The following is a 21,168-nucleotide window of genomic DNA, read 5'->3' as shown; positions in this document are numbered from 1 at the left end:
CGGGGGTGGGGGGGGGGGGCGGGGGGGCGGCCGCCCGGCCCCCGCGGGCGGCCCCGGCGGCGGGGGGGCCCGCCGCCCCGCGCGCCCCCCCCCCCCCCCACGACCGCGCCGACACCGGCCATCGTCAGGGCGGCAAGCACCGCCATGGATCGTCTCGTACGCATGGTTCCCCCTTGGGGTCGCGGCTCTCGGTCTGCCTGCCATGTACGACATGACGGTCACGGTTTTGGTTGTACGGACCGCCCCGAATCGTGGACTGTCGCCCGGGCCCCGCCGATCACTCGCCCCAACGGGTCTCTCAGAAGGCCGAGTTGTCGAACCAGAGGGTCAGAAGGTCCTCGTCCCCGTCGTGTTCGACGGCCTCCGCTTCGCGGTCGAGGCGGCCGTAGACGAGGAGCAACAGGTCGGCCGCGGTTCCCCGAACGGTCGCGTCGGCCGCTCCAGTTGCCGCTCCGGACCTGTCGAGACCGAAGCCGTCGGACCGCAGGCGCACCAGCCAGTCGCCGTCACCGTCGGTCGTCCGGAAGCGGATGGTCCGGTCGGGACCGCGCAGGTTGGCGACATCGGGTGCGAACGATGTGGCGAAGGGCAGATTGACGAGGAACTCGTCGATGCCGTCGACCGCGACCGCACGGTCGATCGTGGCCGGCAGGCCGAGTGCCAGCTCGGCGTCGACCCGGTGCACCAGGGTCTCGAAGAGCATGCGGCGCGCCCAGAAGCGGGCGTGCTGGTCGACGCCCCAGGCCCACATGGGCAGGTCCGGGCCGGTGGCCGCGAAGGCCTCCGCGGCCACCGTCGCGCTCTCGGCCAGCCAGTCCGCGTATCCGTCCCACTGCTCCGGAAGTCGCAGGTCCACGTCGCGAGTTCGCGGCGGTGCCTGGAGGCGGGCGTGCAGGAGGGCCGAGAACCAGCGCTGGACGCTGCCGGTGTGCCGGACCAGGTCCGCGAGCGTCCAGCCGGGGCAACTCGGCACCGCGGTCGCCGGATCGGCGTTCTCGAGCGCCGTCACGAATCGCGCGGTCTCCACCGCGATCGCCGCACGGTGGTCGAGCGGAGTCGCTCCAAGTTGGTGACGGTCCGAGGACATCATCGTCATGCCTTTCTACGAGGGTACGGACGGTTCCGCCGAGCAGCCGGTCCCGCGGTGGCGCCGGACCGGCGACCTCGGACGGATGCCGGTCCAGCGCTGCCGAACAGGCCGATTTACTAGGGGTGTTGAGCGAGGAGGGACCCGATCACACGGACGCGGTCTCGGACTTGGTCTCCGACTCGGACTCGGATTCGGCCTTGGTCTCGGACTCGGACTCGGACTCGGACTTGGTCTCGGCCGTCACGAGTTCCTGGGTCTCGGGGTCGGCACTCTTGCGCACCACGGGAGTACGCGGCGCGTGGGCCGCCTTGAGCCCGAGCAGGGCGACGACGACGACCAGGACGAAGGCTCCTCCGGCGATGGCGAAGCTCAACGTGAACTGGCTCTCCTGGGGGAGGGTGGGCATGCCCGCCGGCAGCGGTACGGACTTCGACGCCAGGAGCGAGGTGATCACCGCGCTCGCGACGGCGCTGCCGACCGAACGGGAGATGGAGTTGATGCCGTTGGCGATACCGGTCTGGTGGGCCGGGACGCCGGCGACGATGAGGGCGGGCATGGAGGCGTAGCCGAAGCTGATCGCCAGACCGATGAGCATGCCCGCGCTGATGACGGAGGCGCTGGTGTCATGGGCGGCGGTGAGCCAGGCGAAGCCGAGCACTCCGAAGCAGGCCCCGGCGGCCAGCGTGACGCGTGCGCCGAGCCTGCGCACGAGCACCCCGCCGAACTGGGCGCCCGCCAGGGAGACGAGCGTGGTCGGCAGCAGATAGACGACGGAGGCGGCGAGCACCGAGGCGCCGAAGCCGTAACCGACCAGGTCGTCGGGCATCTGCACGAGGTAGGAGACGCCGATGAACTGGGTGAACATCGCGAAGCCCAGCAGCAGTCCCGCCAGGTTGGTGAAGAGAACGGGCCGGTGGACGAACATCTTCATGTCCACCATCGGTTCCTTGACCCGGTTCTCGGTGAACACCCAGACGCCCGCCATGACGACCGCGCCGGCGAACGCGCCGAGGGTCCGGCCGGACGTCCAGCCCCATTCGTGTCCCTGCGAAATGGGCAGCAGGAGGAGCACCAGCAGCAGCCCGAGGGTCAGCGCACCCAGCCAGTCCGTCCGTCCACCCGTCTTCGTCCGGGAAGCGGGCACCATGAACAGCACGCCGACCAGGGCCACCACCGCGAGCACGACGGCCAGCCAGAAGGGCCGGTGGTAGTCGGGGTGCGAACCCTGGGTGAGGAGGCCCGCACCGACCAGGGCGAGCCCGCTGCCGAACGCGAGCGTGCCGCTGACCAGGGCCATCGCTCCGTGCAGCTTCTCCGGCGCGATCTCCTCACGCAGTACGGAGAGGGCGAGCGGGAAGATCGCGGTCGCCGCTCCCTGCATCACGCGCCCGACGATCAGCCAGGTCAGCGAGGTCGTGGTGGCGGCCAGCACCGATCCGGCGATCATCACGACGAGCACGCCGACGAGCGTGGGCTTCTTGCCGTGCTGGTCGCCGAAGCGGCCGAGCAGCGGGGTGAACACGGCGGCTGACAGCAGGGTCGCGGTGGTCACCCAGCTCACGTTGGCCGTACTGGCCTTCAGGTCGCTCTGGATCATCCCCAGGATCGGGACGACCAGGGTCTGCATCATCGAGACGACCATGGCGGCGAGCCCGAGCACCAGGACGATCCCGGTCTGCCCGGAGGACCTCGTCGACGCCGCTTGCTGTGTGTGAGACACGGAAAGTCTGCCCTAACTAGTTAACAACCTCGATGCTTGAGAACTTCAAGCAATAGCTGACCGTAGCCGTGAATATTTGAGATGGTCAAACTTCCTGGCGTAGGGTGACCCACATGACAGGAACCAGCGGTGTGGACACGGACCAGCTCATGGAGCTCCTGTCGGTCTCACTCGGGGCCTACTACGGCGACTTCACGGTGGCCGCGGCGAGCGAGAACCTCACGGCGAGCCAGGGCAAGACGCTGAACGTGCTGCGCCGGGGACCGGCCGCGATGCGGGCCCTCGCCACCATCCTGACCTGCGACGCCTCCAACATGACGGGGATCGTCGACCGGCTGGAGAAGCGCGATCTGGTGCGGCGCGAGCCCAGCCCCACAGACCGGCGCGTCAAGAACGTCGTCCTCACCACCGAGGGGCAGCGCGTGATCGACGTGATCCGCGCCAAGATGGACACCACGCGTGCGGGGCTGAACAGGCTGAGCGAGGAGGAGCGGGACACGCTCTACACCCTGTTGCAACGCGCCTTCACCACGGAGCCCGCCACGCTTCGACCGGGCGCCTGAGGAAGCCCGGTCCCGGCGCAACGCCGAGCCGCCTGGATACCGCACGCGCGTGCGATGATCCGGCACTATGATCACTCCGCCCCAGCACCCGCCGAGCGCCCTCGCACGCACTTCCCGGACGGGCCACACGGACAGGGCGCGTACCGCCCGCAAGGCTCCCCTGACGCTTGCCCGCTGTGCGCAGGCGGCGATAGCGGTGGCCACGGTCGCGGACGTGTTCCGGGCGGTGGCCCTCAGGGACCACAGGCTGCACCCCTTGGACGCGTCCAAGGACTCGGGCTCCGTCTCCAGAGTGTTCGTCGATCTGATGGCGCTCGCGATCGTGCTGTTCCTCGTGTGGCTCGCCCGGACCCGGCGCAACGCCGAGCTGTTGTCCCCCCACAGCCCCGTCCCGACCGCGGGCTGGACGATCGGCGCCTGGTTCATCCCGGTGGCCAACCTCTTCGCCCCCCGCGAGACGGTCCTCCACATCGGGCGCGCGAGCTCCCGGTCGTGGGACGAGAAGCGGGACGTCACGTTGGTGAATCTGTGGTGGGGCGCCTGGATCGCCCACGGGCTCACGGCCGTGACGGCGACCCAGGTGGCCCCGAAGTCGATGGCTCTGCTCGTGGTGACCGAAGCGCTCATGATCGCGGCGGCTGTCTCCCTGGGACTCGTCATCGAGCGCATCACCACACTGCAGACCGACGCGATCCGCGCCGCCGCCCACGCCGAATCCCCGCCCGAGGGATGAGCGAGCCCGCTCCCCGACACCAGTAGGTGGCGAGCACGGCGGAAGCGACGTTCCTGATGCCGGCCGAAGACGTCTTTCGTCCACCACAGGGCCGACTGGCTTTGCCGGCGCCTACGACGACGCCGCTCCCGAACTGCGCCCCGTCTACGGCGCGTTGAACTACCACCGCACCCCGGCAGGCGGCGCTCCGCGCTTCGGTTCCTCGTACTTCAGGCTCACCTCCGAGACCCTTGCGCGCGCCACGTTCTGCTACCCGGACAGTTCCGCCGAGCCGTCCGCCTTCGCGATCGCGGACCGCTGTTCGCTCGTGGACCTCGCCGAGGCGGCGAACGCGGACGCCCTGGACGACCACATCGAGGCACACCTCCACGGGCCCGTCAGATTCGACCGCGACGTGGAAGCCCTTGTGCTGGACCCCAGCTATCGCGGGACCGAGGTACATGACGCGGCGCGACGCCTCCCGTGTCCCGTCGAATGGCATCCCGGCTTCCGGCTCGGGGTGGCCGAACTGCGGCGTCATCCGCACTACCGGGGCGGGGAGTACGTGGATCTGGGAGCCGAGATCGCCGTCGGCGGCCGGCTCACTCCCCGGGTCGTCGGAGACGCCGCCCGCACCGGCCGGTACGAGCCGCAGGATCTCAAGAAGGTCTGGCACTGCCTCGCCCGGTTCGGGAACCTCGGCACCCGCTGATCCGGGCGGCCACGGGCCCGATCGAGCGGTCCTCCTGGTCGAGAACCACCGCCGACGAGAGATCACGGCCACCGGGCCCGATCAACTGCCGAGGCTCGTACAGCAGTTGGGCGTCTGGCGGCACGTGGCGCTTTTTCGCCAATGACCCGAACCCCGATTGGTCTACACCTTGACTGGTACAGACCAAAGCGGTTGAGTGTGGTCCACACCCCCCACCACGGTCGCCCGGACTCCGCGGCACCGGCGTTCCGTCGGCGTACGCGCATGGCTCCCCCCGCCTCCGCAGCGGCCCCCGCTCCGCAAAGGACTGATCCCGTGTCACAACGCCGCGCCGCTTACCTCCTGGCCGCGATACTGATCGGAGGCTCCGCACCGGTGCTGCTGCCGGCCGCCGGCGCCTCCGCCGCATCCTGTTCGAGCTACCCGGACTGGGTGGCGGGCAGGTCCTACGCCACCGGCAACATCATCCGGTACACCGACGGCAAGACCTACATAGCCGAACACGACAACCCGGGCTACGACCCCACCATCAGCACCTGGTACTGGGACCCGTACTCCTGTGACAGCGGCCCGACGAACCCGCCCGGCGGGTCCTGTTCGAGCTACCCGGACTGGGTGCCCGGCAGGTCCTACGTGACCGGCAACATCGTCCGGTACACCGACGGGAAGGCCTACATAGCGGAGCACGACAACCCGGGGTACGACCCCACCATCAGCACCTGGTTCTGGGACCCGTACTCCTGTGACGGCGGCACGACCAACCCCTCCGACGGATTCGTCGTGAGCGAGGCGCAGTTCAACCAGATGTTCCCGAACCGGAATTCCTTCTACACCTACAACGGCCTCAAGGCGGCGCTGAGTTCGTTCCCCGGCTTCGCCAACAGCGGCAGCGACACCGTCAAGAAGCAGGAAGCCGCGGCGTTCCTCGCCAACGTGAACCACGAGACCGGCGGTCTGGTCTACGTGGTGGAACAGAACACCGCCAACTACTCGCACTACTGCGACTGGAGCCAGCCCTACGGCTGCCCGGCCGGTCAGTCGGCCTACTACGGGCGCGGGCCGATCCAGCTCAGCTGGAACTTCAACTACAAGGCCGCGGGTGACGCGCTCGGCATCGACCTGCTGGGCAACCCCAACCTCGTCCAGACCGACGCCGCCGTCGCCTGGAAGACCGGCCTCTGGTACTGGAACACGCAGTCGGGCCCCGGCACCATGACGCCCCACAACGCGATGGTCAACAGCGCCGGCTTCGGCCAGACCATCCGCAGCATCAACGGCTCGCTGGAATGCGACGGCAAGAACCCCGCGCAGGTGCAGAGCCGTGTCGACGCCTACCAGCGCTTCACGTCGATCCTCGGTGTCACGCCGGGAGCCAACCTCTACTGCTGACAGACCGAGGGGTGAGCGCGGAAAGCCGGAGGTGCGTCGCCGCCGCGGCGCGCCCTCGGTCTGCCGGGCCCTTCCCCGACCGCGGCACCACTCGGAATCACCCCACGCCACACGAGCGGCGGGTGGGAAAGTGCCGTCGCTCCGGGTAGTCGTTTGGTATGAACGCATACGATCCGGATACTTCCCTGGATTCTCGGACGATTTTGGCGTCGGACGGCGTCTCGGCCCGATGGCTGGCCGGGCTGGCCCGCATCGAGCGGTCGGAAGCGGCGGACGCCGTGATCCGGAAGCTGCAGCGGGGAATCCGTTCGCTGCCGCTGGGCACGGCCCGCGATCTGCTGCACGGCCGGCCCTTGGGCCATCCGGTGCATCCGGTCCTGGTGCAGGTCCCGATCGGCTGCTGGCTGTCGGCCGCCGTCATGGACGTCACGCCGGCGGGGCAACGCGCCGCGACGACGCTGACGGCCGTAGGACTGGCCGGGATCGCCCCGGCGGCGATCACGGGGTGGGTCGACTGGGCGGACCTGCCGCCCGAGCAGGCGCGTGTCGGACTGGCCCACGCCGTCGCGAACGTGACCGCGGTGGCGCTCTTCGCCGCCTCCCTGACGGCGCGGCTCCGCCACCACCCGGCGAAGGCGAGGCTGTGGTCGCTGGGCGGGCTGGTGGCGGTCGGCGTCACCGGCGCGCTGGGCGGACACGTGGCCTACCGACAGGCCGTGGGAGCCTGGCCGGCGGACTGAAGGCCGCGGCGGGCAACGCTTGCCCGCCGCGGCACTGGCGATGCCCGCGCCGGTGAGCCGGTCACGCCGTGACGGTGTACGCGGTGGTCACGGCGACGTCGATGCGGGAGTGGACGACGAGCCGGGAGCCGCCCCGGTCCGCGGCGACCTCGAACAGCCTCCTCGCGGACGCGCTGTGGGTGGCCACCGACGCGAGGACACCGAGGTCGCCGCACTCGCCGAAGGCGTCCACGAGGGCACGGACCACACCGGGTGTGGCCGCGGCCTCGTCGATGACCACGACGACCGGCGTCGGCTCGTGCGCGCGGACGAGGTCGCGGACTTGCGCGGTGAACTCGACCCGCAGCCCTGTGCCGGGGTCCTCGTGGACCGTGACGACCAGGACACCGTGGTCGAGGCTGCGGGACAACATCAGGGCCTCCCTGTCGGGGCCTTGGCCGCGGAACGGCTTCCGCGTATCAACAGCGGGTTCCCATGTGCTCGTTCTCCATGCGGCACCTGGCCCACCCGTCAGGCCTCAAGTGGACCTCGGCGCTGTTCCTTCAGCCGAGCTTCGAACAAGTGGTCCGCGCCGTCGGCGAGTTCCTCTCGGATCTCGGCCTCGACGCTCTTGAAGGCCTCGTAATAGGTGGCGTTGTAGGCCTCGATGATCTGGAATGTCCAGTGCCCGGGGATGACATTGCGTCCCAGGATCTCCCGTTCGACGCGGTCGGCGCACCCGGCATGTCCGGCCTCGCGCAACAGCCGCACGGCGCGGTCCAGTTCGAAGTCGGCTCCACCCGTGAGCTGGTGGAAGTCGTACAGGTGCCCGCGGGCCCGTTCGGTCGTCTCCAAGGCCTTCGACAAGGCGCCCAAAGCCTCCACGGTGGCGTCCGAGACACCATCGTGAGGCTGGTGCGCCTCATCGCTCCCGTGTCGGCAGTCCGCCTCATCGGGGCTCCCATGCCGCTGCTTCATGAGCGGGAGGAATCTCCGGCCCCGGACGCCTCCGCGGTCCCGGACGTCTCCGCGAGAACGTCCTCGCGCAGCGTGGCGCAGCAACTGCTGAGCAGGCGCGAGACGTGCATCTGCGAGACGCCCAGCCGCTCCGCGATACGGCTCTGCGTCATGTCGCGGAAGAACCGCAGGTAGAGGATCGTCTGCTCGCGCTCGGGCAGCCTGGCCAGGGCGGGCTTCAGGGCCTCCCGGTTCACGACGAGGTCGAAGCCCGTATCGGCTACTCCCAGTGCGTCCGCCAGGGAGTAGCCGTCGTCGCCGTCGGTGAGCTGGGCGTCCAGCGACAGGGTCGCGAAACTGTCCAGGGCCTCCAGGCCGACGCGTACGTCGTCCTCGCTGAGCTGCGCGTACTCGGCTATGGCGGCGACGCTGGGCTGTCGGTCCGCGTTGGTGGGCGTGAGGTCCTTCACGGCGCCGCGGACCCGGTTGCGTGCCTCCTGGACACGGCGGGGTACGTGCACGGCCCACATGTGGTCACGGAAGTGGCGCTTGATCTCGCCGACGATGGTCGGGACCGCGTAGCTCTCGAAGGCGTTGCCCCGACCGGGGTCGTAGCGGTCCACGGACTTCACCAGGCCCAGAGCGGCGACCTGGGCCAGATCCTCGACGGATTCACCCCTGCCGCGGTACTTGCCGGCGATGCGTTCCGCCATCGGCATCCAGGCCTCGACGATCTCCTCGCGCAGCGCCTGCCGCTCGGGCCCGTCGGGAAGCCCCGACAGGTGCGAGAAGGCGGCGTCGGTGTCGGGGGCGTCGTCGTGCCGACGGCGCTGCGCGGCAATAGTGCAGGTCATGTACTGACAGCTCCCTCAAGGGTTGCCGACTGGGCGAAACACCATGGGGGCGCGCACACTTTCGGTGACACGTGCTGGAGCGAACGCTCTCACGGACGTGCCTTTTATCCGAAGCACTGTTGTGTAACTCCCCGGACACCGGGACGATAAACCCATATCTGGACAATATGCCCCTGTGTGAACGGCTGGTCGTGAAGCGTGACGCCAAAGCCGTTCTTTGGCGTCGCTTCGTGTCGGACCGGCTCGCTGCCGTGACAGGCCGTGCGTGGTGTCCGCGAGGCCGATGTCCGAGGGATTCCTCGCGCACATTTCTGGATCGTCACGGGAACTGAACGGGCCGCCTGTCCGACTGCCTCACCACACGGCCACAAGCAGGCCGCTGGAGAGACGCCGCGGCTCGGTCGTCGGCCGGGGCGCCCGCCGCCCCGGACCGAGGAGCGGCGTCGCGCGCGGCCGACACAGAACGAGGTGGGATTTTGTCCGTCAACTCCGACGCCCCCGAACTGCCTGCTCCAGGCGAACAGTTCACCGATCCGCCCGAGGGCGCGGAATCCGCGGCCGTGACGCCCGGACCGGAGCGACGGCCTTCGGGCTTCGGGCCGTTGATGGCGCGACTGCACTTCTACGCCGGTGTTCTGGTGGCACCGTTCCTGCTCGTCGCGGCGGTGACCGGACTGCTCTACACCTTCACCCCCCAACTGGACTCGTTCGTCTACGACAAGGAGCTCACCGTCGCGCACAAGGCCGACGCCACCCGGCCGCTGGCCGAACAGGTGGCCGCAGCGCGGGCCGGTCATCCGAAGGGCACGCTCGTCGCCGTCCGCCCGGGAAGCGGGGAGGAGACGACGCAGGTGGACTTCGCGCTGCCGGAACTGGGCGAGCGGGCGCACACCGTCTACGTGGACCCGTACACGGGCAAGGTGACCGGACAGCTCACCACCTGGTACGGATCCACGCCCTTGAAGACCTGGCTGGACGACCTGCACCGCAATCTGCACCTGGGCACGACCGGCCGCTACTACTCGGAGATCGCGGCGAGTTGGCTGTGGGTCCTCGTCCTCGGCGGCCTGGTCCTCTGGTGGCGCCGGCAGCGTCGCAACCGGACCGCGCGACGCCTGCTGCTGCCGGACCTCGCCGCCAAGAAGGGCGTGCGCCGCACCCGAAGCCGGCACGCGGTGACGGGTGTGTGGCTCGCGGTCGGTCTGCTGGTCCTGTCCGCGACCGGTCTGACCTGGTCCCGTTTCGCGGGCGCTCACTTCGGTGAGGCGCTGGACGCGCTGCGCTCCGGCACGCCCGGAGTGTCGACCGCCCTGCCCGGCGGATCCGCCGACGAGCAGGGCGGCCACCACCACAGCGGTGGAACAGGCGCCCACACCACGCGGGTTGCTGACCCGAAGGCCATCGACGGGGTCCTCGACGCGGCGCGGCGCGACGGTCTGTCGGGCCCCGTGGCCATCAGCGTGCCGCAGGACGCCACCACCGCGTGGACCGTCTCGCAGACCCGTAATCTCTGGCCGGTCGGACGCGACAGCGTCGCCGTCGACGCCTCGACCGCGAAGGTGGTCGACCGGGTGGACTTCGAGGACTGGCCCGTCCTGTCGAAGCTGACCCGTTGGGGCATCAACGCCCACATGGGCACCCTGTTCGGCCTCGTCAACCAGATCCTGCTGGCGGTGCTGGCCATCGGCCTGACCTGCATGATCCTCTGGGGCTACCGCATGTGGTGGCAGCGCCGCCCCACCCGCACCGGCCGCGGTGCCCGTCTCGGCGCCCCGCCGGCCCGCGGTGCCTGGCGCGGAATGCCGTACGGGGCCCTGGTGCCCGGCGTCGTGGTGGTCGTCGCGCTCGGCTGGGCGCTCCCCCTCTTCGGCATACCGCTGGCCGCGTTCCTGGCCGCCGACCTCGTCGTGGGGACCGTAGGCCGCCGCCGGCCGGCGCCCGAGCCCGACTCCGCCGGCTGACCTCACCACGGCTCCGGAGGACGGCATTTGGCGGGACCGCACCACCAAGCGGTCCCGCCGGCGGCCGACTTGCCCGGCGGGACCGTGGATCCGTGTGTGGCCTCAGGAGGCCGCCACAACCCCCGCGGTTTCCCAGGCCCGCTCGAACTCGGCGACCGGATACGGCGTCCGCCTGCTCTCGGTGAGCAGACGCCGGGCGAACTCCCCCATGGTCACGGCGGCCCGGGCATTGCGGTCGATGATCCCGGCGAGCTCGCGCGGTATGCCTTCGGGACGGTGTCCGGCGATCCATGCGCGAAGGAACGCCTCGTACTCCGTGTCGTCCCTCGGTCCCGCGGGCAGGTGATGGCGCAGCAGGTGGCGCGCGGTGTGGCAGCGGTCGTAGTGGCGGTGGTCGGAGAGAAACTCCGCCTCGGCCGACGTCAGTTCGAAGCCGGAGCTCAGCGCGAGCCCGAAGTCCGCGAAGTACAGCCGCCGGCCGTCGGTCAGCACATTGGCGAAGTGGGCGTCGAAGTGGACGAATCCGTGCGAGGTCATGAAGGCGGTGCCGTGTGCCAGTGCTTGCTCCGCCCACCGGAACGGCGAGCCGTCCCCTCCCTCCGCCGCGGCGGTCCGGTGGTCGTGCAGCCAGTCGGCGAGTGTCCGCGGGATGTGTTCCAGGAAGAGGACCAGGCTGGCCGAGGAGCGCCCGATGGCCTCCAGACGCTCCCGCACGGCCGATGAGCCCTCCCAGTGTTCGACCGCCTCGTCGACGCCCCCGAGCGCGTCGGCGAACCCCTCGGGAGGCGAGTCGGGCAGCACGCGCCAGTGGTACATCAGCGGGAAGCCCTCGTACGCGCCCCCGAGGACCCAGTTGGTGGTCATGACGTGCGCGGCCAGCTCTCGCCAGGCGCCGAACCCCGCCGAGCCCACCCCGTACTGGTAGAACATCGGCAGCCCGAAGAGGTTCGCCGTCGACCGTGCGTGCTCCGGCCGCATCTCGGTGTCCGTCAGCGGGACCTTCTTGACGAACACGCGCGTGCCGTCGATGACCAGTTCCGCGGACCTGCCGCCGATGCCGGACCCCAGCGGGGAGGCCTCGGCCACGACCTCGCCGAGCCTGCGGTCGCTCAGCAGGGACAGATGGGAGGCCACCCTCCCGTACGTGGCGAGCCGTACGGCGTGGCTCGGTTCCGGGGTGTGCATCGACGACTCCTCGGTGCCCAGGACCGGGCTTCGGCGATCTTGTGGACGCGGTCGAGCCTATCCGCCGGTCCGGCGGGCGACGAGGGCCGCGTTCGCGCCCGCGGCGTCCAGCGGGGCCACCGTGATGTCGGTGAATCCCGCGTCGGTGAGCCAGCGCCGGTACTCGCCGTAGGTGTAGTTGTGGCCCGAGCGCGTCTCGACCAGCATGTTGAGCCCCATGAGCGCGGCCGGCGCGGGGCCGGTCTCGTCGTCGTCGAGGACGAGTTCGCAGATGATGACCGCTCCGCCGTCGGGCAGCGCCGCATGGCATTTCTCCAGGAGTCTGCGCCCGGTCGTCTCGTTCCAGTCGTGCAGGATCATGCTGAGCAGGATCACGTCGTGCCCCTCGGGCAGCGGCTCCCCGGACAGGAAGTCGCCGTCGTGGGTGCCGATCGCGCCGGTCAGTCCGAGCGCGGCGACCTTCTCGCGGGTCATCTCCGTGATGTGCGGCAGGTCGAGGACGGTCGCGCCGAGATGGGGGTACCGACGGCACAGCCCGATGGGGAAGGCTCCGGTGCCCCCGCCCACATCGAGCAGTCGGCGGTGCGCGGTGAAGTCGTAGGCGTCGGCCAGGGCCTGCGCGGTGAACGACGACAGAGTGAACATCGCCTCCCAGAACCCTTCGAGGATCTCCGGGTCGGTGGTGACGAACGCCGAGTCCTGGAGGTCCGGGTCCCAGGTGGTGGGCCGGTTGTCACGGATCGCCTCCTGGAGCCGGCCCCATCCGGGATAGCCGTGCCGGTCCGAGTAGCGCACGAAGCCGCCGAAGTAGTTCGGCCGGCCCTCGACCAGGAACTCCTCGGCGATCGGCGCGTTGCCGTAGCGGCCGTCCTCGCGGGTCAGCAGCCCGAGGGCCGTGCAACAGGCGAGCAGCATCCGGGCGGGCCTGGGGTGCAGGCCCAACTCGGTGGTGACGGAGCGCGCGTCCAGGGGGCCGGACCGGGACAGGACCGAGAAGAGTCCGAGGTCGACTCCGGCGGCCAGCACCTTGAAACGCCAGAAGCCGGTGGTCAGTTCCATCAGCGGGACAGGTGTGTTCCCTCCTGGTTCAGCCGTGGTGGCCGGTCGGCCCGGCCCCGGTCGCCGGACGGGCTCGTTCGTCGCCGTTTCCATCGTCTGATGCATGGCATTGCTCCCGCTTCGCGGTGGTGTGTGGCAAAAGCACCCTTCTTGAACACCTAGAGTAGTTGATCACTGACTCCCTGTTGCCAATCGATAGCTGAGAGACTTGTGACGAACGACGCCGTGCCCCGCAGCCCCAGCGTTCTGACCCTGCCGCTGCCCACGGATCTTCCCGCCACCGCCACCCGGGTCGGCGCACAACTGGCCCTGCTGCACGAGGGTTTCCCCCCGGGCCTCTACACCGCCGCCATGCAGGACGGCACACCCGCCGCGGCGGCCCGCGCCGGCCTCCTGGCCTGGAGTTCCGGCCGTCTCGGGCAGGGTGAGCCCGCCGAGGGCTCGCGCCCCGCCGGCAGCGACATCCATGACCGCTTCTTCTCCGTACGGCGGGCCACGGGCGACAGTGCCGCCCTGCTCGCCGCCGCTCTCGTCGTCAGCGACCTGCTCGTCCGCGACGACATCGCCCGCAACGGCAGCACACTCGACGAGGACCCCGACGACCTGCTGCTCGGGGTGGGCACCTTCCTCACCGGCCTGCCGAGTCCGGCCGGCAAACACACCCGGTGGCAGCCCGCCGACCCCGCGGCGGCCGCCCAGGAGCGCTGGCTCGTGGGCCATCAGCGCTTCTTCGTCATGCTGCAACTGCTGATCGTCGCCATGCGCGACCTCGATCACGGCACCACCGCGCACGAGGAGGAAGCGCTGGTCCGCGCCTTCGGCTGGATCTGCCGCAGCACCGCCGCGTCCATGCGCTACGCCGCCGACTTCCCGCCGGACCTGTACGGCCCGGTCCGCGACACCATGACCCCGCCCACGGTCAACGCGGGCTTCAGCGGACTGCAGACCCGGGACCACCACGCACTCGTCAACTGCATGCGCCAGTCCAGGAGCAGCGGTGTCTTCGACCGGCTGGCCCCCGCCTCCGTGACCGCCGCGGTCCAGCATCTGTACGACGCGCACGTCTGGGTGTGCGACCGGTTCGGCGGCGCGACGGACCAGAGCCTGCTCATGGCCCAGAACGCCCAGCAGCCCGGCCCGCAGCGGCCCGAGACCGGGGTCGAGGCGGCCGAGCGGCTCGCACGGCAGCGGCTCGGCTACCTCGCTCCCGACACCGCCCGGTAGCCCGGGCAGCCCCGGTGGCCGAGCCCGCACGCGTCGAGGAAACGCTCCGCCCCCGAACCCCGGCGGCCGCGACCGCGCCCGTCCCACCCCGGCCCCACCCGGCCGGAGTTCGCGTCCAGGAGAGAACACGATGACCACTGTCCCGGGGAGATCCGCCCCTTCGTCCACCGCTCCCGCCGTCATCGGCGACCCGGGCGGACATGGGTGCCTGCGGTGCGGGGGAAACGGGGCGGGGAACGGGGCGGCGCGGGCCGAAGGGCTCGCCCCCGAGGACGCTCCCGCGCGAGCGGGAACGGACGACGCGGCGGTCGAGTCGGGGCGTTTCCGCGCCCGGAGGGTCGCCGCGGTGCTGCGGCCCGAGAGCGTCGAGGACGTGGTGCGCATCGTGCGGGACACGGCCGTACGGGCGGCCACCGGGGCGCACACACCACTGCACCCGGTGAGCACCGGCCGCAACTGGGGCCTGGGCTCCGGCCGTCCGGTCGAGGAGGGCGCAGCCGTGCTCGACCTCTCGCGGCTCGACCGCGTCCGCGCGATCGACCTCCGGAAGGGGTACGCCGTCGTCGAACCCGGCGTCACCCAGGGCGAGTTGGCCGGACAACTCGTCGGCTCGACGCGGATGTTCAATCTCACCGGCGCCTCGCAGCACACCAGTGTCGTCGGCAACGTCCTGGAACGCGGCGTCGGCCTGCACCGCGGCCGCGCGGACGACCTGGCCGGCCTCGAACTCGTGCTGCCGGACGGCACGCTCACGCGCTGCGGATGGTGGCCGGACGAACACTCCAGCACGGTCCAGCCACACGGCCGGGGCCCTTCCCTGAACCACCTCTTCACCCAGTCGGCGACGGCCGTCGTCACCGCGGCCGTCGTCCGTCTGCTGCCCCGGCCGGAGGAGGTGCGCGTCCTGCCCCTGGCCTTCTCCGAGACCGAACTCCCCGCCGCCGTCGACACCTTGCGGTCCTGGACCGCGCAACGGCTGATTCCCCCCACCACCAAGATCTACAACTCTGTCGCCGCCCGGACCTACGGGGTCCAGGACCGCTTTCTCGCGCACGTCTGCCTCACCGGCGACACCGGCCTCGTCGAAGCGCACGCCCGCCTCGTCGCCGAACGGGCCGATCGGCACGGCTCCCCCTTCACACCCGCTCCCCGCCACACGGCCGACGAACACGTACACCGCGCCTACGCCGGTCTGCCGGACCCCGACGACACCCTCTTCCTGCGCAAGACCGGCCACTGCGCCCGCTGTCTCGACACCGCTCGGGGCCTGTTGATGTTCCTGCCCGTCGTCCCGTTCCGCGGATCCGCCGTCGCGCGGGCCGCCGAACTGATCGGCGCCGCGCTCCAGGGCCGTACCGGCGCGCCCGGCGTCACCATGAACGTGCTCGACGCCGACACGGTCGACCATGTCGTCACCCTCGGCTTCTCCCCGCGGGACGCACAAGCCGTCAGCGACGCGCACCGCACTCTCGATCGCCTCCACCAGGCGTTCGCCGCCGAGGGCCACCACCCCTACCGCCCCGACATCGATCACCCTCTCCCCCGTCCCCGCGGCGTCCTCCACGAGCGCCTGAGCCGGGCTCTCGACCCGGACGGCGTGTTCGCACGCGGACGGTACTGACGGAGACCGTCCCGCACCGCCGACGGCGATACTGGACAGGTCCCCGCGGCGGTTCTCCTTTCCGGCCGGGGCAAGGGACGTATCGGAGCAGGAGGTCGGTCGCCTCCGTCCGGTGATGGTCCATGGCGTCTGTGAGAGGACTTCGGGAGCGAACTGTGGCAAGGGTGGGAGAGCCGTCTGAGGTCGTGGCCCGCGGGCGGCTGGCGGCTTTGCGCGAGACGGGACTGTCGGCTGCGGCGGACGCGGGGATGGACCGGTTCGCCCGGCTCGTGGCCGAGGTGATCGGTGTGCCCGTCGCGCTGGTGTCGCTGGTGGAGTCCTCGCGTCAGGTGTTCCCGGGCATGGTCGGTCTGGCCGAGCCGTGGGCGGACACCCGCCGGACACCGTTGACGCACGCGCTGTCCCGGCACGTCGTGACCACCGGCAGGCCGCTCGTCCTGACCGACGCCCGCCTGGATCCCCTGGCGTGCGCGAGTCCGGCCGTCCCCGACCTCGGAGTCGTCGGCTATGCGGGGATGCCGCTGACCGACGGGGCCGGACATGTACTGGGGTCGCTGTGCGCGATCGACACCCGTCCGCGGGAGTGGACCGAGCGTGAGCTGGGACTGCTCCAGGACCTGGCGGCGGCGTGCAGCGCGGAGCTGCGGCTGCGGATCGTCTCGCGCCACCACGAGCAGGCCCGCGCGGACGAGGCGCGGGCGCGGGCAGAGGCGAACGAGGCGACCAGACGGCACCGCGCCGCGCTGGAGCGTTCCCAATTGCTGCTGCGGGCCGCGGACGCGCTGGGGGACACCACCGGCCTCGCCGACGTCCGGGAGCAGATCCGGGAACTGGTAAGCAGCGACCTCAAGCCCGTGTACGTGGGGCTGGTGCTGGTGGAGGGCAGCTCCACCAAGCGGCTGCGGCGCATGGTCGACGTGATGGGCAGCACGTCGATGGAGCGCACCTACGAGACCTACACGCTCGACGCGGCCTGGCCGACCGCGCGGGCGGCCAGGGAGAACCGGACGATCACCATCACGGACCCGGCGCAGCTCGAGCGCGACTACGCACCCGAAGCGGCCCAGACGTTCACGGCTCTGGGGCTGCGGACCGCGGTGTGCGTGCCGCTGCCGGGCACGGTTCTCCCGCTCGGCACGCTGGTGCTGGGCTGGGACCACCAGCACGAGATCGACATCGTGGAGCAGGCGGTGCTCGCCTCGCTGGCCGGGTACACCGCGAGGGCGGTGGAGCGGGCGCTGTTCGTGGACAGCCGTGTCGACGCCGCGAGGGAGATGCAGGAGGCCCTGCTCACCGATGTGCCCTCGGTGCCGCGTCTGGACCTGGCCGCGCTGTACCGGGCGGCCGCGCGTACGGATCTCATCGGGGGCGACTGGTACGACGCCTATCCGCTGCCCACCGCGGCTCAGGGCGGGGAGGAGTCCGTCGCCGCCGCCGTGCTGGCCCTGTCGATCGGCGACATCACCGGCCACGACATGAGGGCGGCGACTCTGATGGGGCAGGTGCGCAGCATGCTCCGCCAGGCCGATCTCGACCACGCGGGCTGCGGGCCCGCACGGGCGGTCAGCGCGCTGGAGCACGCGAACGAATCCCTGAACCTCAACGCCAGCGGCACCCTCGTCCACGCGCACCTGCGCCCCTGCCGTTCGGCCGAGGAGGGAAGCTGGGAACTGACCTGGACGAACGCCGGACACCCGCCCCCGCTCGTCGTACGGCCCGACGGTGCCGTCGAGCGGCTGACCGCGCACGACGTCATGGTCTTCCCCGGGCTGAACACACCGCCGCGCAACCAGCACCGGCTGCTCCTGGAACCCGGCAGTGTGCTCATGCTCTACACCGACGGCCTGGTCGAGCGCCCCGAAGAGGACATGGACCTGGCCATCGAGGCGGCCGGCCGCATGCTGGCCGCCCACGCCGGCCGTTCCCTGGACGCGCTGCTGAACGAGATCGCGGACGAGATCGCCGGTCCCGACGCCATCGACGACATCGCCCTGCTCGCGTTGCGCATCCCCCCGCCCGGCGATCACGCGGCCCCTCCGCCTCGGGCGACCTGACCGGCCACCCGAAGGCGGTGCCGGTCGTCACCCCTTCGGGGGCGGAGACGCGGACTCGCCCCCGGAAGAGGAACCCTTCGGCCGACGGCCGTGTAGAGATCCGCTCATGACCACAGCCCACTGGCTCTTCGGTGACCAGCTCGGACCCCACTTTCTCGCTCCTGGCGAGAACGGGCCGGACCGTGACGCACCGGTGGTCATCATCGAGGCCCGCTCCGTGTTCCGCCGTCGGCGTTTCCACCGGGCGAAGGCCCATCTCGTCCTGTCGGCCATGCGGCACCGCGCGGCCGAGCTCGGCGGACGCGTCCGCTACGTCCGCAGCGAGACCTACCGCGAGGGACTGCGCGAAGCGGTCGGCGACGACGCGGTGACGGTGCACCACCCCACCTCACACGCGGCCCTGCGGCTGGTCGAGTCACTCGACACGGTCACCGTGCTGCCCGCCCGCGGGTTCCTGGTGCCGCAGCCGGCCTTTCACGCCTGGGCCGACGACCGCGGCGGCCGGGCGTTGCGCCAGGAGGACTTCTACCGCTGGGTGCGGCGCGAGCACGATCTGCTGATGGACGCCGACGCCCCGGCGGGCGGGCGATGGAACCTCGATCACGACAACCGTGAACCCCCGCCCCGGGGAGAACACACCCTGGGCGCGCCGGCGCCGTACCGGCCCCGCGAGGACGAGATCGACGAGCGGGTGCGCCACGACCTGAACCGGTGGGAACGCGAGGGCGCGGTGCGCTTCGTCGGGCGGGACGGCCCCCGCGGGTTCCCGGCGTCGCGGCGCGAGGCGCTGGCCGCGCTGCGACGGTTCGCCGAGCACCGGCTGGCCGGCTTCGGCCCGTACGAGGACGCCATGCTGGAGGCCGATCCGGTGATGAGCCACAGCCTGCTCTCCTCGTCGCTGAACCTCGGTCTGCTGCACCCGCTCGAATGCGTGGAGCGGGCCGAACGGGCCTGGAGAGCCGGACAGGCGCCGCTGAACAGTGTGGAGGGGTTCGTCCGGCAGATCGCCGGATGGCGCGAGTACGTCTGGCAGGTCTACTGGTATTTCGGCGACGACTACCGGGACAGCAACGCCCTGCGGCACGACGCGCCGCTCCCGGACTGGTTCCTGGAACTGGACGCGGACGCCGTGACCGCGCGCTGTCTGGCCACGGCGCTGGCACAGGTCCGCGACACCGGCTGGACGCATCACATCCCCCGGCTGATGCTGCTCGGCAGCTACGCGCTGCAACGCGGCTGGGATCCGAGGGCGGTGACGGACTGGTTCCACCGCTGCTTCGTCGACGGCTACGACTGGGTCATGCTGCCCAACGTCGTCGGAATGTCCCAGTACGCCGACGGCGGGAGGATGACCACGAAGCCGTACACCTCGGGCGGCTCCTACGTGAACCGCATGAGCGACCTGTGCAAGGGCTGCGCCTACCGGCCTACGGAACGCTCGGGCGAAACGGCGTGTCCCTACACCACCGGGTACTGGGCGTTCCTGCACCGTCACCGCCGGCGGCTGGCCGGCAACCATCGGACGGCACAGGCGGTCCGGGGACTGGACCGGCTCGCGGACCTGGACGAACTGCTCAGCCGGGACGGAGAGCTCGGGGACGCACCGCCCTGACGGAAACGGGGCCTGCCCGAGCAACGCGGGCCGGGACACACCCCCTGACGCGACCGGCCGGCGGGGCCGGTCGTCGTAACACCAACGCCCTCCCGCGGTTGACGGCCGTCGCGCACGCGGTGACGGTTGGAAGGTGGAGCCCCGCCGCGGCGGGGCCGAACCGCCTACTGCCGCGGGGTGAGTTCCCTGGCCGGGGTGGCGACGCGGCGGGACGCGGACCGTGGACCTGCCGCGCGGTCTCCCCGCCGCTGCCGCACGACGCGACATCGCGCCCCGATGCAAGGGAGCACCGCACATGACCGAGGCCCGGCACGACCACCCCGCATCGGACCCGCATCCCCGCGCCCGCCCGGAGCCTTCGGCGGCGCGTCACTCGGACAGCCGCCCGGCGGACCGGCCCGGAAGGATCTCCGACCTGCGCCGGGTCGGTATCTCCCCCGATCACTGGTATCCGGTGGCCACCTCTCGGAAGGTACGGCGCAACCGGACGTTCGCGGCCGTCTTCGCCGGTGAGCGGATCGTGCTGTACCGGGGGCGCAGCGGTGCCGTGCACGCGTTGGAGGACCGCTGCGCACACCGGCAGGTACCGCTGAGCATGGGCGTGGTCGAGGGTGACATCCTGCGCTGCTGCTATCACGCGTGGGCCTATCGGGGCGACGGACGCATCTCGCAGATTCCCTATCTGCCCAAGGGCTGCGAGCGTCCGCCGCGCGGGGTGCGCTCATATCCGGTGCGCGAGGCCTATGGGCTGGTGTTCGTGTTCCCCGGTGACCCGGCCCTCGCCGAGGACGCGCCGTTCCCGTTCCTTCCCGAGTACCACTCCGCCACGCACCGCACCATGACGTTCTCCCGCACCGTGCGCTGCCACTACTCGTTCATGCACGAGAACCTGCTCGACATGAACCATCAGTTCCTGCACCGGAGTGTGCTCGGCCGGATCCAGCCGGAACTGCTCGGGTACGACGCCGGGCCACGGCACGTCGAGGCGCGCTATCTCTTCGTCCCCGCCGGAGGGCGCAAGGACCGGGGCGCGGGCCTGCTGTCCGCGGAGGGGATCGGGGGGAAGGACCGCCCCGATGTCATCACGATCCGCACCGAGTATCCGTACCAGACCCTGCGGGACGTCCCCGAGGGCGGCGACCTGCCCGTGTTCTCGCTCTGGGCGGCGTACGTGCCGGAGGACGCGGAGCAGCGGATCAATCACGCCTACGGCCTGCTCACGATCGCGAAACCGTCGGTGCCCGGGGCGCTGCATCTCGCCTGGCCGCTCATCCGCCGCTTCACCGAGCGGGTCTTCGCGCAGGACCGGACGGCGGTCGAGGCCGAGCAGCGCGCCTGGGACGAACAGGGCGAGGACCACAACCACGAGGTGTTCCCGCTCATCCTCGACCTCCGCGAGGTGCTGCGCGACAACGGCGTACCGCTGCGCCCGGAGCAGGCGGCCGGCTGCGCGCCGTGCGGGATGGCCGCCCCGGCGCACCACACCGCCGGGGCGGGTGCCGCCGGGGCGGGTGCCGCCGGGGCGGGTGCCGCCGGGGCGACGGGCCATGCCGGAGGCGCGCGGTCCGCCGGCCCGGCCGTGGAGGGCGCCGGCCCGGCCGTCGAGGGCGCGGGCCGGTCCGAATAGTCGCGCCGGGGTGCCGAACGCCCCTACTCGGACGTCCGGCCGAGCGCTCTGCGGGATGCCGCATCGGAGGATGCCATGTCGGATGCCGTGCAGGCGGGCACCGCGTCCG

The 21,168-nt window shown here is 71.1% G+C and carries 17 protein-coding genes and 1 pseudogene; 11 read left to right on the top strand and 7 right to left on the bottom strand.

Going from position 1 to position 21,168, the window contains the following annotated elements:
* Window positions 1-298: 298 nt before the first annotated feature.
* Together ACFXGX_RS04055 and ACFXGX_RS04050 are read right to left on the bottom strand one after the other, a co-directional pair.
* On the bottom strand, window positions 299-1,096 hold the full coding sequence (locus ACFXGX_RS04055) for a maleylpyruvate isomerase family mycothiol-dependent enzyme (protein ID WP_384784412.1): 798 nt from the start codon (window positions 1,094-1,096) through the stop codon (window positions 299-301).
* Window positions 1,097-1,235: 139 nt separating this feature from the next.
* The gene (locus ACFXGX_RS04050; protein WP_384784411.1) at window positions 1,236-2,810 is read right to left on the bottom strand and encodes an MFS transporter; all 1,575 of its coding nucleotides are present in this window, start codon (window positions 2,808-2,810) and stop codon (window positions 1,236-1,238) included.
* 113 nt (window positions 2,811-2,923) lie between these two features.
* On the opposite strand from ACFXGX_RS04050, the gene ACFXGX_RS04045 reads away from it, so the two are divergent.
* The 5 genes and pseudogenes from ACFXGX_RS04045 (at window position 2,924) to ACFXGX_RS04025 (ending at window position 6,926) form a co-directional block, all read left to right on the top strand.
* On the top strand, window positions 2,924-3,373 hold the full coding sequence (locus ACFXGX_RS04045) for a MarR family winged helix-turn-helix transcriptional regulator (RefSeq protein WP_384784409.1): 450 nt from the start codon (window positions 2,924-2,926) through the stop codon (window positions 3,371-3,373).
* A gap of 67 nt (window positions 3,374-3,440) precedes the next feature.
* Window positions 3,441-4,106 (top strand): DUF4328 domain-containing protein, encoded by a 666-nt coding sequence (locus tag ACFXGX_RS04040; protein ID WP_384784407.1) that lies wholly within the window; start codon window positions 3,441-3,443, stop codon window positions 4,104-4,106.
* A 7-nt stretch (window positions 4,107-4,113) separates the two neighbouring features.
* Window positions 4,114-4,797: pseudogene (locus ACFXGX_RS04035) on the top strand (DUF3626 domain-containing protein); the annotation flags it as partial.
* A 315-nt stretch (window positions 4,798-5,112) separates the two neighbouring features.
* Entirely contained in the window at window positions 5,113-6,186 is a 1,074-nt protein-coding gene (locus ACFXGX_RS04030; protein ID WP_384784405.1) for a glycoside hydrolase family 19 protein, read from the top strand.
* 203 nt (window positions 6,187-6,389) lie between these two features.
* Window positions 6,390-6,926 (top strand): DUF2231 domain-containing protein, encoded by a 537-nt coding sequence (locus ACFXGX_RS04025; protein ID WP_384784403.1) that lies wholly within the window; start codon window positions 6,390-6,392, stop codon window positions 6,924-6,926.
* A 61-nt stretch (window positions 6,927-6,987) separates the two neighbouring features.
* On the opposite strand, the gene ACFXGX_RS04020 is transcribed toward ACFXGX_RS04025, so the two are convergent.
* The 3 genes from ACFXGX_RS04020 to ACFXGX_RS04010 all read right to left on the bottom strand — a co-directional run bounded on the left by ACFXGX_RS04020 (window position 6,988) and on the right by ACFXGX_RS04010 (window position 8,716).
* A complete protein-coding gene (locus ACFXGX_RS04020) occupies window positions 6,988-7,338 on the bottom strand; it encodes a hypothetical protein (protein WP_384784401.1) in 351 nt (116 codons plus the stop codon).
* A gap of 98 nt (window positions 7,339-7,436) precedes the next feature.
* Complete coding sequence (locus ACFXGX_RS04015; protein WP_384784399.1) at window positions 7,437-7,883, bottom strand: hypothetical protein; 447 nt, start codon at window positions 7,881-7,883, stop codon at window positions 7,437-7,439.
* Window positions 7,880-8,716, bottom strand: a complete 837-nt coding sequence (locus ACFXGX_RS04010; protein ID WP_384784398.1) for an RNA polymerase sigma factor SigF — start codon at window positions 8,714-8,716, stop codon at window positions 7,880-7,882. Before ACFXGX_RS04010 ends, ACFXGX_RS04015 begins: the two co-directional genes overlap by 4 nt.
* Before the next feature lie 476 nt (window positions 8,717-9,192).
* Here ACFXGX_RS04010 and ACFXGX_RS04005 point away from each other — a divergent pair, with 476 nt between their 5' ends.
* On the top strand, window positions 9,193-10,677 hold the full coding sequence (locus tag ACFXGX_RS04005) for a PepSY-associated TM helix domain-containing protein (protein WP_384784396.1): 1,485 nt from the start codon (window positions 9,193-9,195) through the stop codon (window positions 10,675-10,677).
* A 102-nt stretch (window positions 10,678-10,779) separates the two neighbouring features.
* Here the strand turns inward: ACFXGX_RS04005 and ACFXGX_RS04000 are convergent, their stop codons facing one another.
* Both ACFXGX_RS04000 and ACFXGX_RS03995 read right to left on the bottom strand, forming a co-directional pair.
* The gene (locus ACFXGX_RS04000; protein WP_384784394.1) at window positions 10,780-11,862 is read right to left on the bottom strand and encodes a protein kinase family protein; all 1,083 of its coding nucleotides are present in this window, start codon (window positions 11,860-11,862) and stop codon (window positions 10,780-10,782) included.
* A 57-nt stretch (window positions 11,863-11,919) separates the two neighbouring features.
* Window positions 11,920-12,921, bottom strand: a complete 1,002-nt coding sequence (locus tag ACFXGX_RS03995; RefSeq protein WP_384784392.1) for a methyltransferase — start codon at window positions 12,919-12,921, stop codon at window positions 11,920-11,922.
* Between the two features lie 225 nt (window positions 12,922-13,146).
* Here ACFXGX_RS03995 and ACFXGX_RS03990 point away from each other — a divergent pair, with 225 nt between their 5' ends.
* The 5 genes from ACFXGX_RS03990 (at window position 13,147) to ACFXGX_RS03970 (ending at window position 21,059) form a co-directional block, all read left to right on the top strand.
* Complete coding sequence (locus ACFXGX_RS03990; RefSeq protein ID WP_384784390.1) at window positions 13,147-14,145, top strand: hypothetical protein; 999 nt, start codon at window positions 13,147-13,149, stop codon at window positions 14,143-14,145.
* A gap of 130 nt (window positions 14,146-14,275) precedes the next feature.
* Window positions 14,276-15,766 carry an FAD-binding oxidoreductase gene (locus tag ACFXGX_RS03985; RefSeq protein WP_384784388.1) on the top strand — a complete coding sequence of 497 codons (1,491 nt, stop codon included), beginning with the start codon at window positions 14,276-14,278 and terminating at the stop codon, window positions 15,764-15,766.
* Between the two features lie 164 nt (window positions 15,767-15,930).
* Window positions 15,931-17,820 carry a GAF domain-containing SpoIIE family protein phosphatase gene (locus ACFXGX_RS03980; protein WP_384784386.1) on the top strand — a complete coding sequence of 630 codons (1,890 nt, stop codon included), beginning with the start codon at window positions 15,931-15,933 and terminating at the stop codon, window positions 17,818-17,820.
* Window positions 17,821-17,926: 106 nt separating this feature from the next.
* A complete protein-coding gene (locus ACFXGX_RS03975; RefSeq protein ID WP_384784384.1) occupies window positions 17,927-19,432 on the top strand; it encodes a cryptochrome/photolyase family protein in 1,506 nt (501 codons plus the stop codon).
* Window positions 19,433-19,727: 295 nt separating this feature from the next.
* On the top strand, window positions 19,728-21,059 hold the full coding sequence (locus ACFXGX_RS03970; RefSeq protein ID WP_384784382.1) for a Rieske 2Fe-2S domain-containing protein: 1,332 nt from the start codon (window positions 19,728-19,730) through the stop codon (window positions 21,057-21,059).
* Window positions 21,060-21,168: the final 109 nt, after the last annotated feature.

Origin of the sequence: Streptomyces sp. NPDC059371 (assembly GCF_042751995.1) — a bacterium.
GTDB lineage: Bacteria > Actinomycetota > Actinomycetes > Streptomycetales > Streptomycetaceae > Streptomyces.
This window is presented reverse-complemented; position numbering and strand designations above follow the sequence as displayed.

What these genes read in the sequence shown, in the direction of transcription:
- ACFXGX_RS04055 (WP_384784412.1), bottom strand. Translation starts at nt 1,096, where the DNA reads ATGACGATGATGTCCTCGGACCGTCACCAACTTGGAGCGACTCCGCTC.
- ACFXGX_RS04045 (WP_384784409.1), top strand. Translation starts at nt 2,924, where the DNA reads ATGACAGGAACCAGCGGTGTGGACACGGACCAGCTCATGGAGCTCCTG.
- ACFXGX_RS04040 (WP_384784407.1), top strand. Translation starts at nt 3,441, where the DNA reads ATGATCACTCCGCCCCAGCACCCGCCGAGCGCCCTCGCACGCACTTCC.
- ACFXGX_RS04020 (WP_384784401.1), bottom strand. Translation starts at nt 7,338, where the DNA reads ATGTTGTCCCGCAGCCTCGACCACGGTGTCCTGGTCGTCACGGTCCAC.
- ACFXGX_RS04015 (WP_384784399.1), bottom strand. Translation starts at nt 7,883, where the DNA reads ATGAAGCAGCGGCATGGGAGCCCCGATGAGGCGGACTGCCGACACGGG.
- ACFXGX_RS04010 (WP_384784398.1), bottom strand. Translation starts at nt 8,716, where the DNA reads ATGACCTGCACTATTGCCGCGCAGCGCCGTCGGCACGACGACGCCCCC.
- ACFXGX_RS04000 (WP_384784394.1), bottom strand. Translation starts at nt 11,862, where the DNA reads ATGCACACCCCGGAACCGAGCCACGCCGTACGGCTCGCCACGTACGGG.
- ACFXGX_RS03995 (WP_384784392.1), bottom strand. Translation starts at nt 12,921, where the DNA reads ATGGAACTGACCACCGGCTTCTGGCGTTTCAAGGTGCTGGCCGCCGGA.
- ACFXGX_RS03985 (WP_384784388.1), top strand. Translation starts at nt 14,276, where the DNA reads ATGACCACTGTCCCGGGGAGATCCGCCCCTTCGTCCACCGCTCCCGCC.
- ACFXGX_RS03975 (WP_384784384.1), top strand. Translation starts at nt 17,927, where the DNA reads ATGACCACAGCCCACTGGCTCTTCGGTGACCAGCTCGGACCCCACTTT.
- ACFXGX_RS03970 (WP_384784382.1), top strand. Translation starts at nt 19,728, where the DNA reads ATGACCGAGGCCCGGCACGACCACCCCGCATCGGACCCGCATCCCCGC.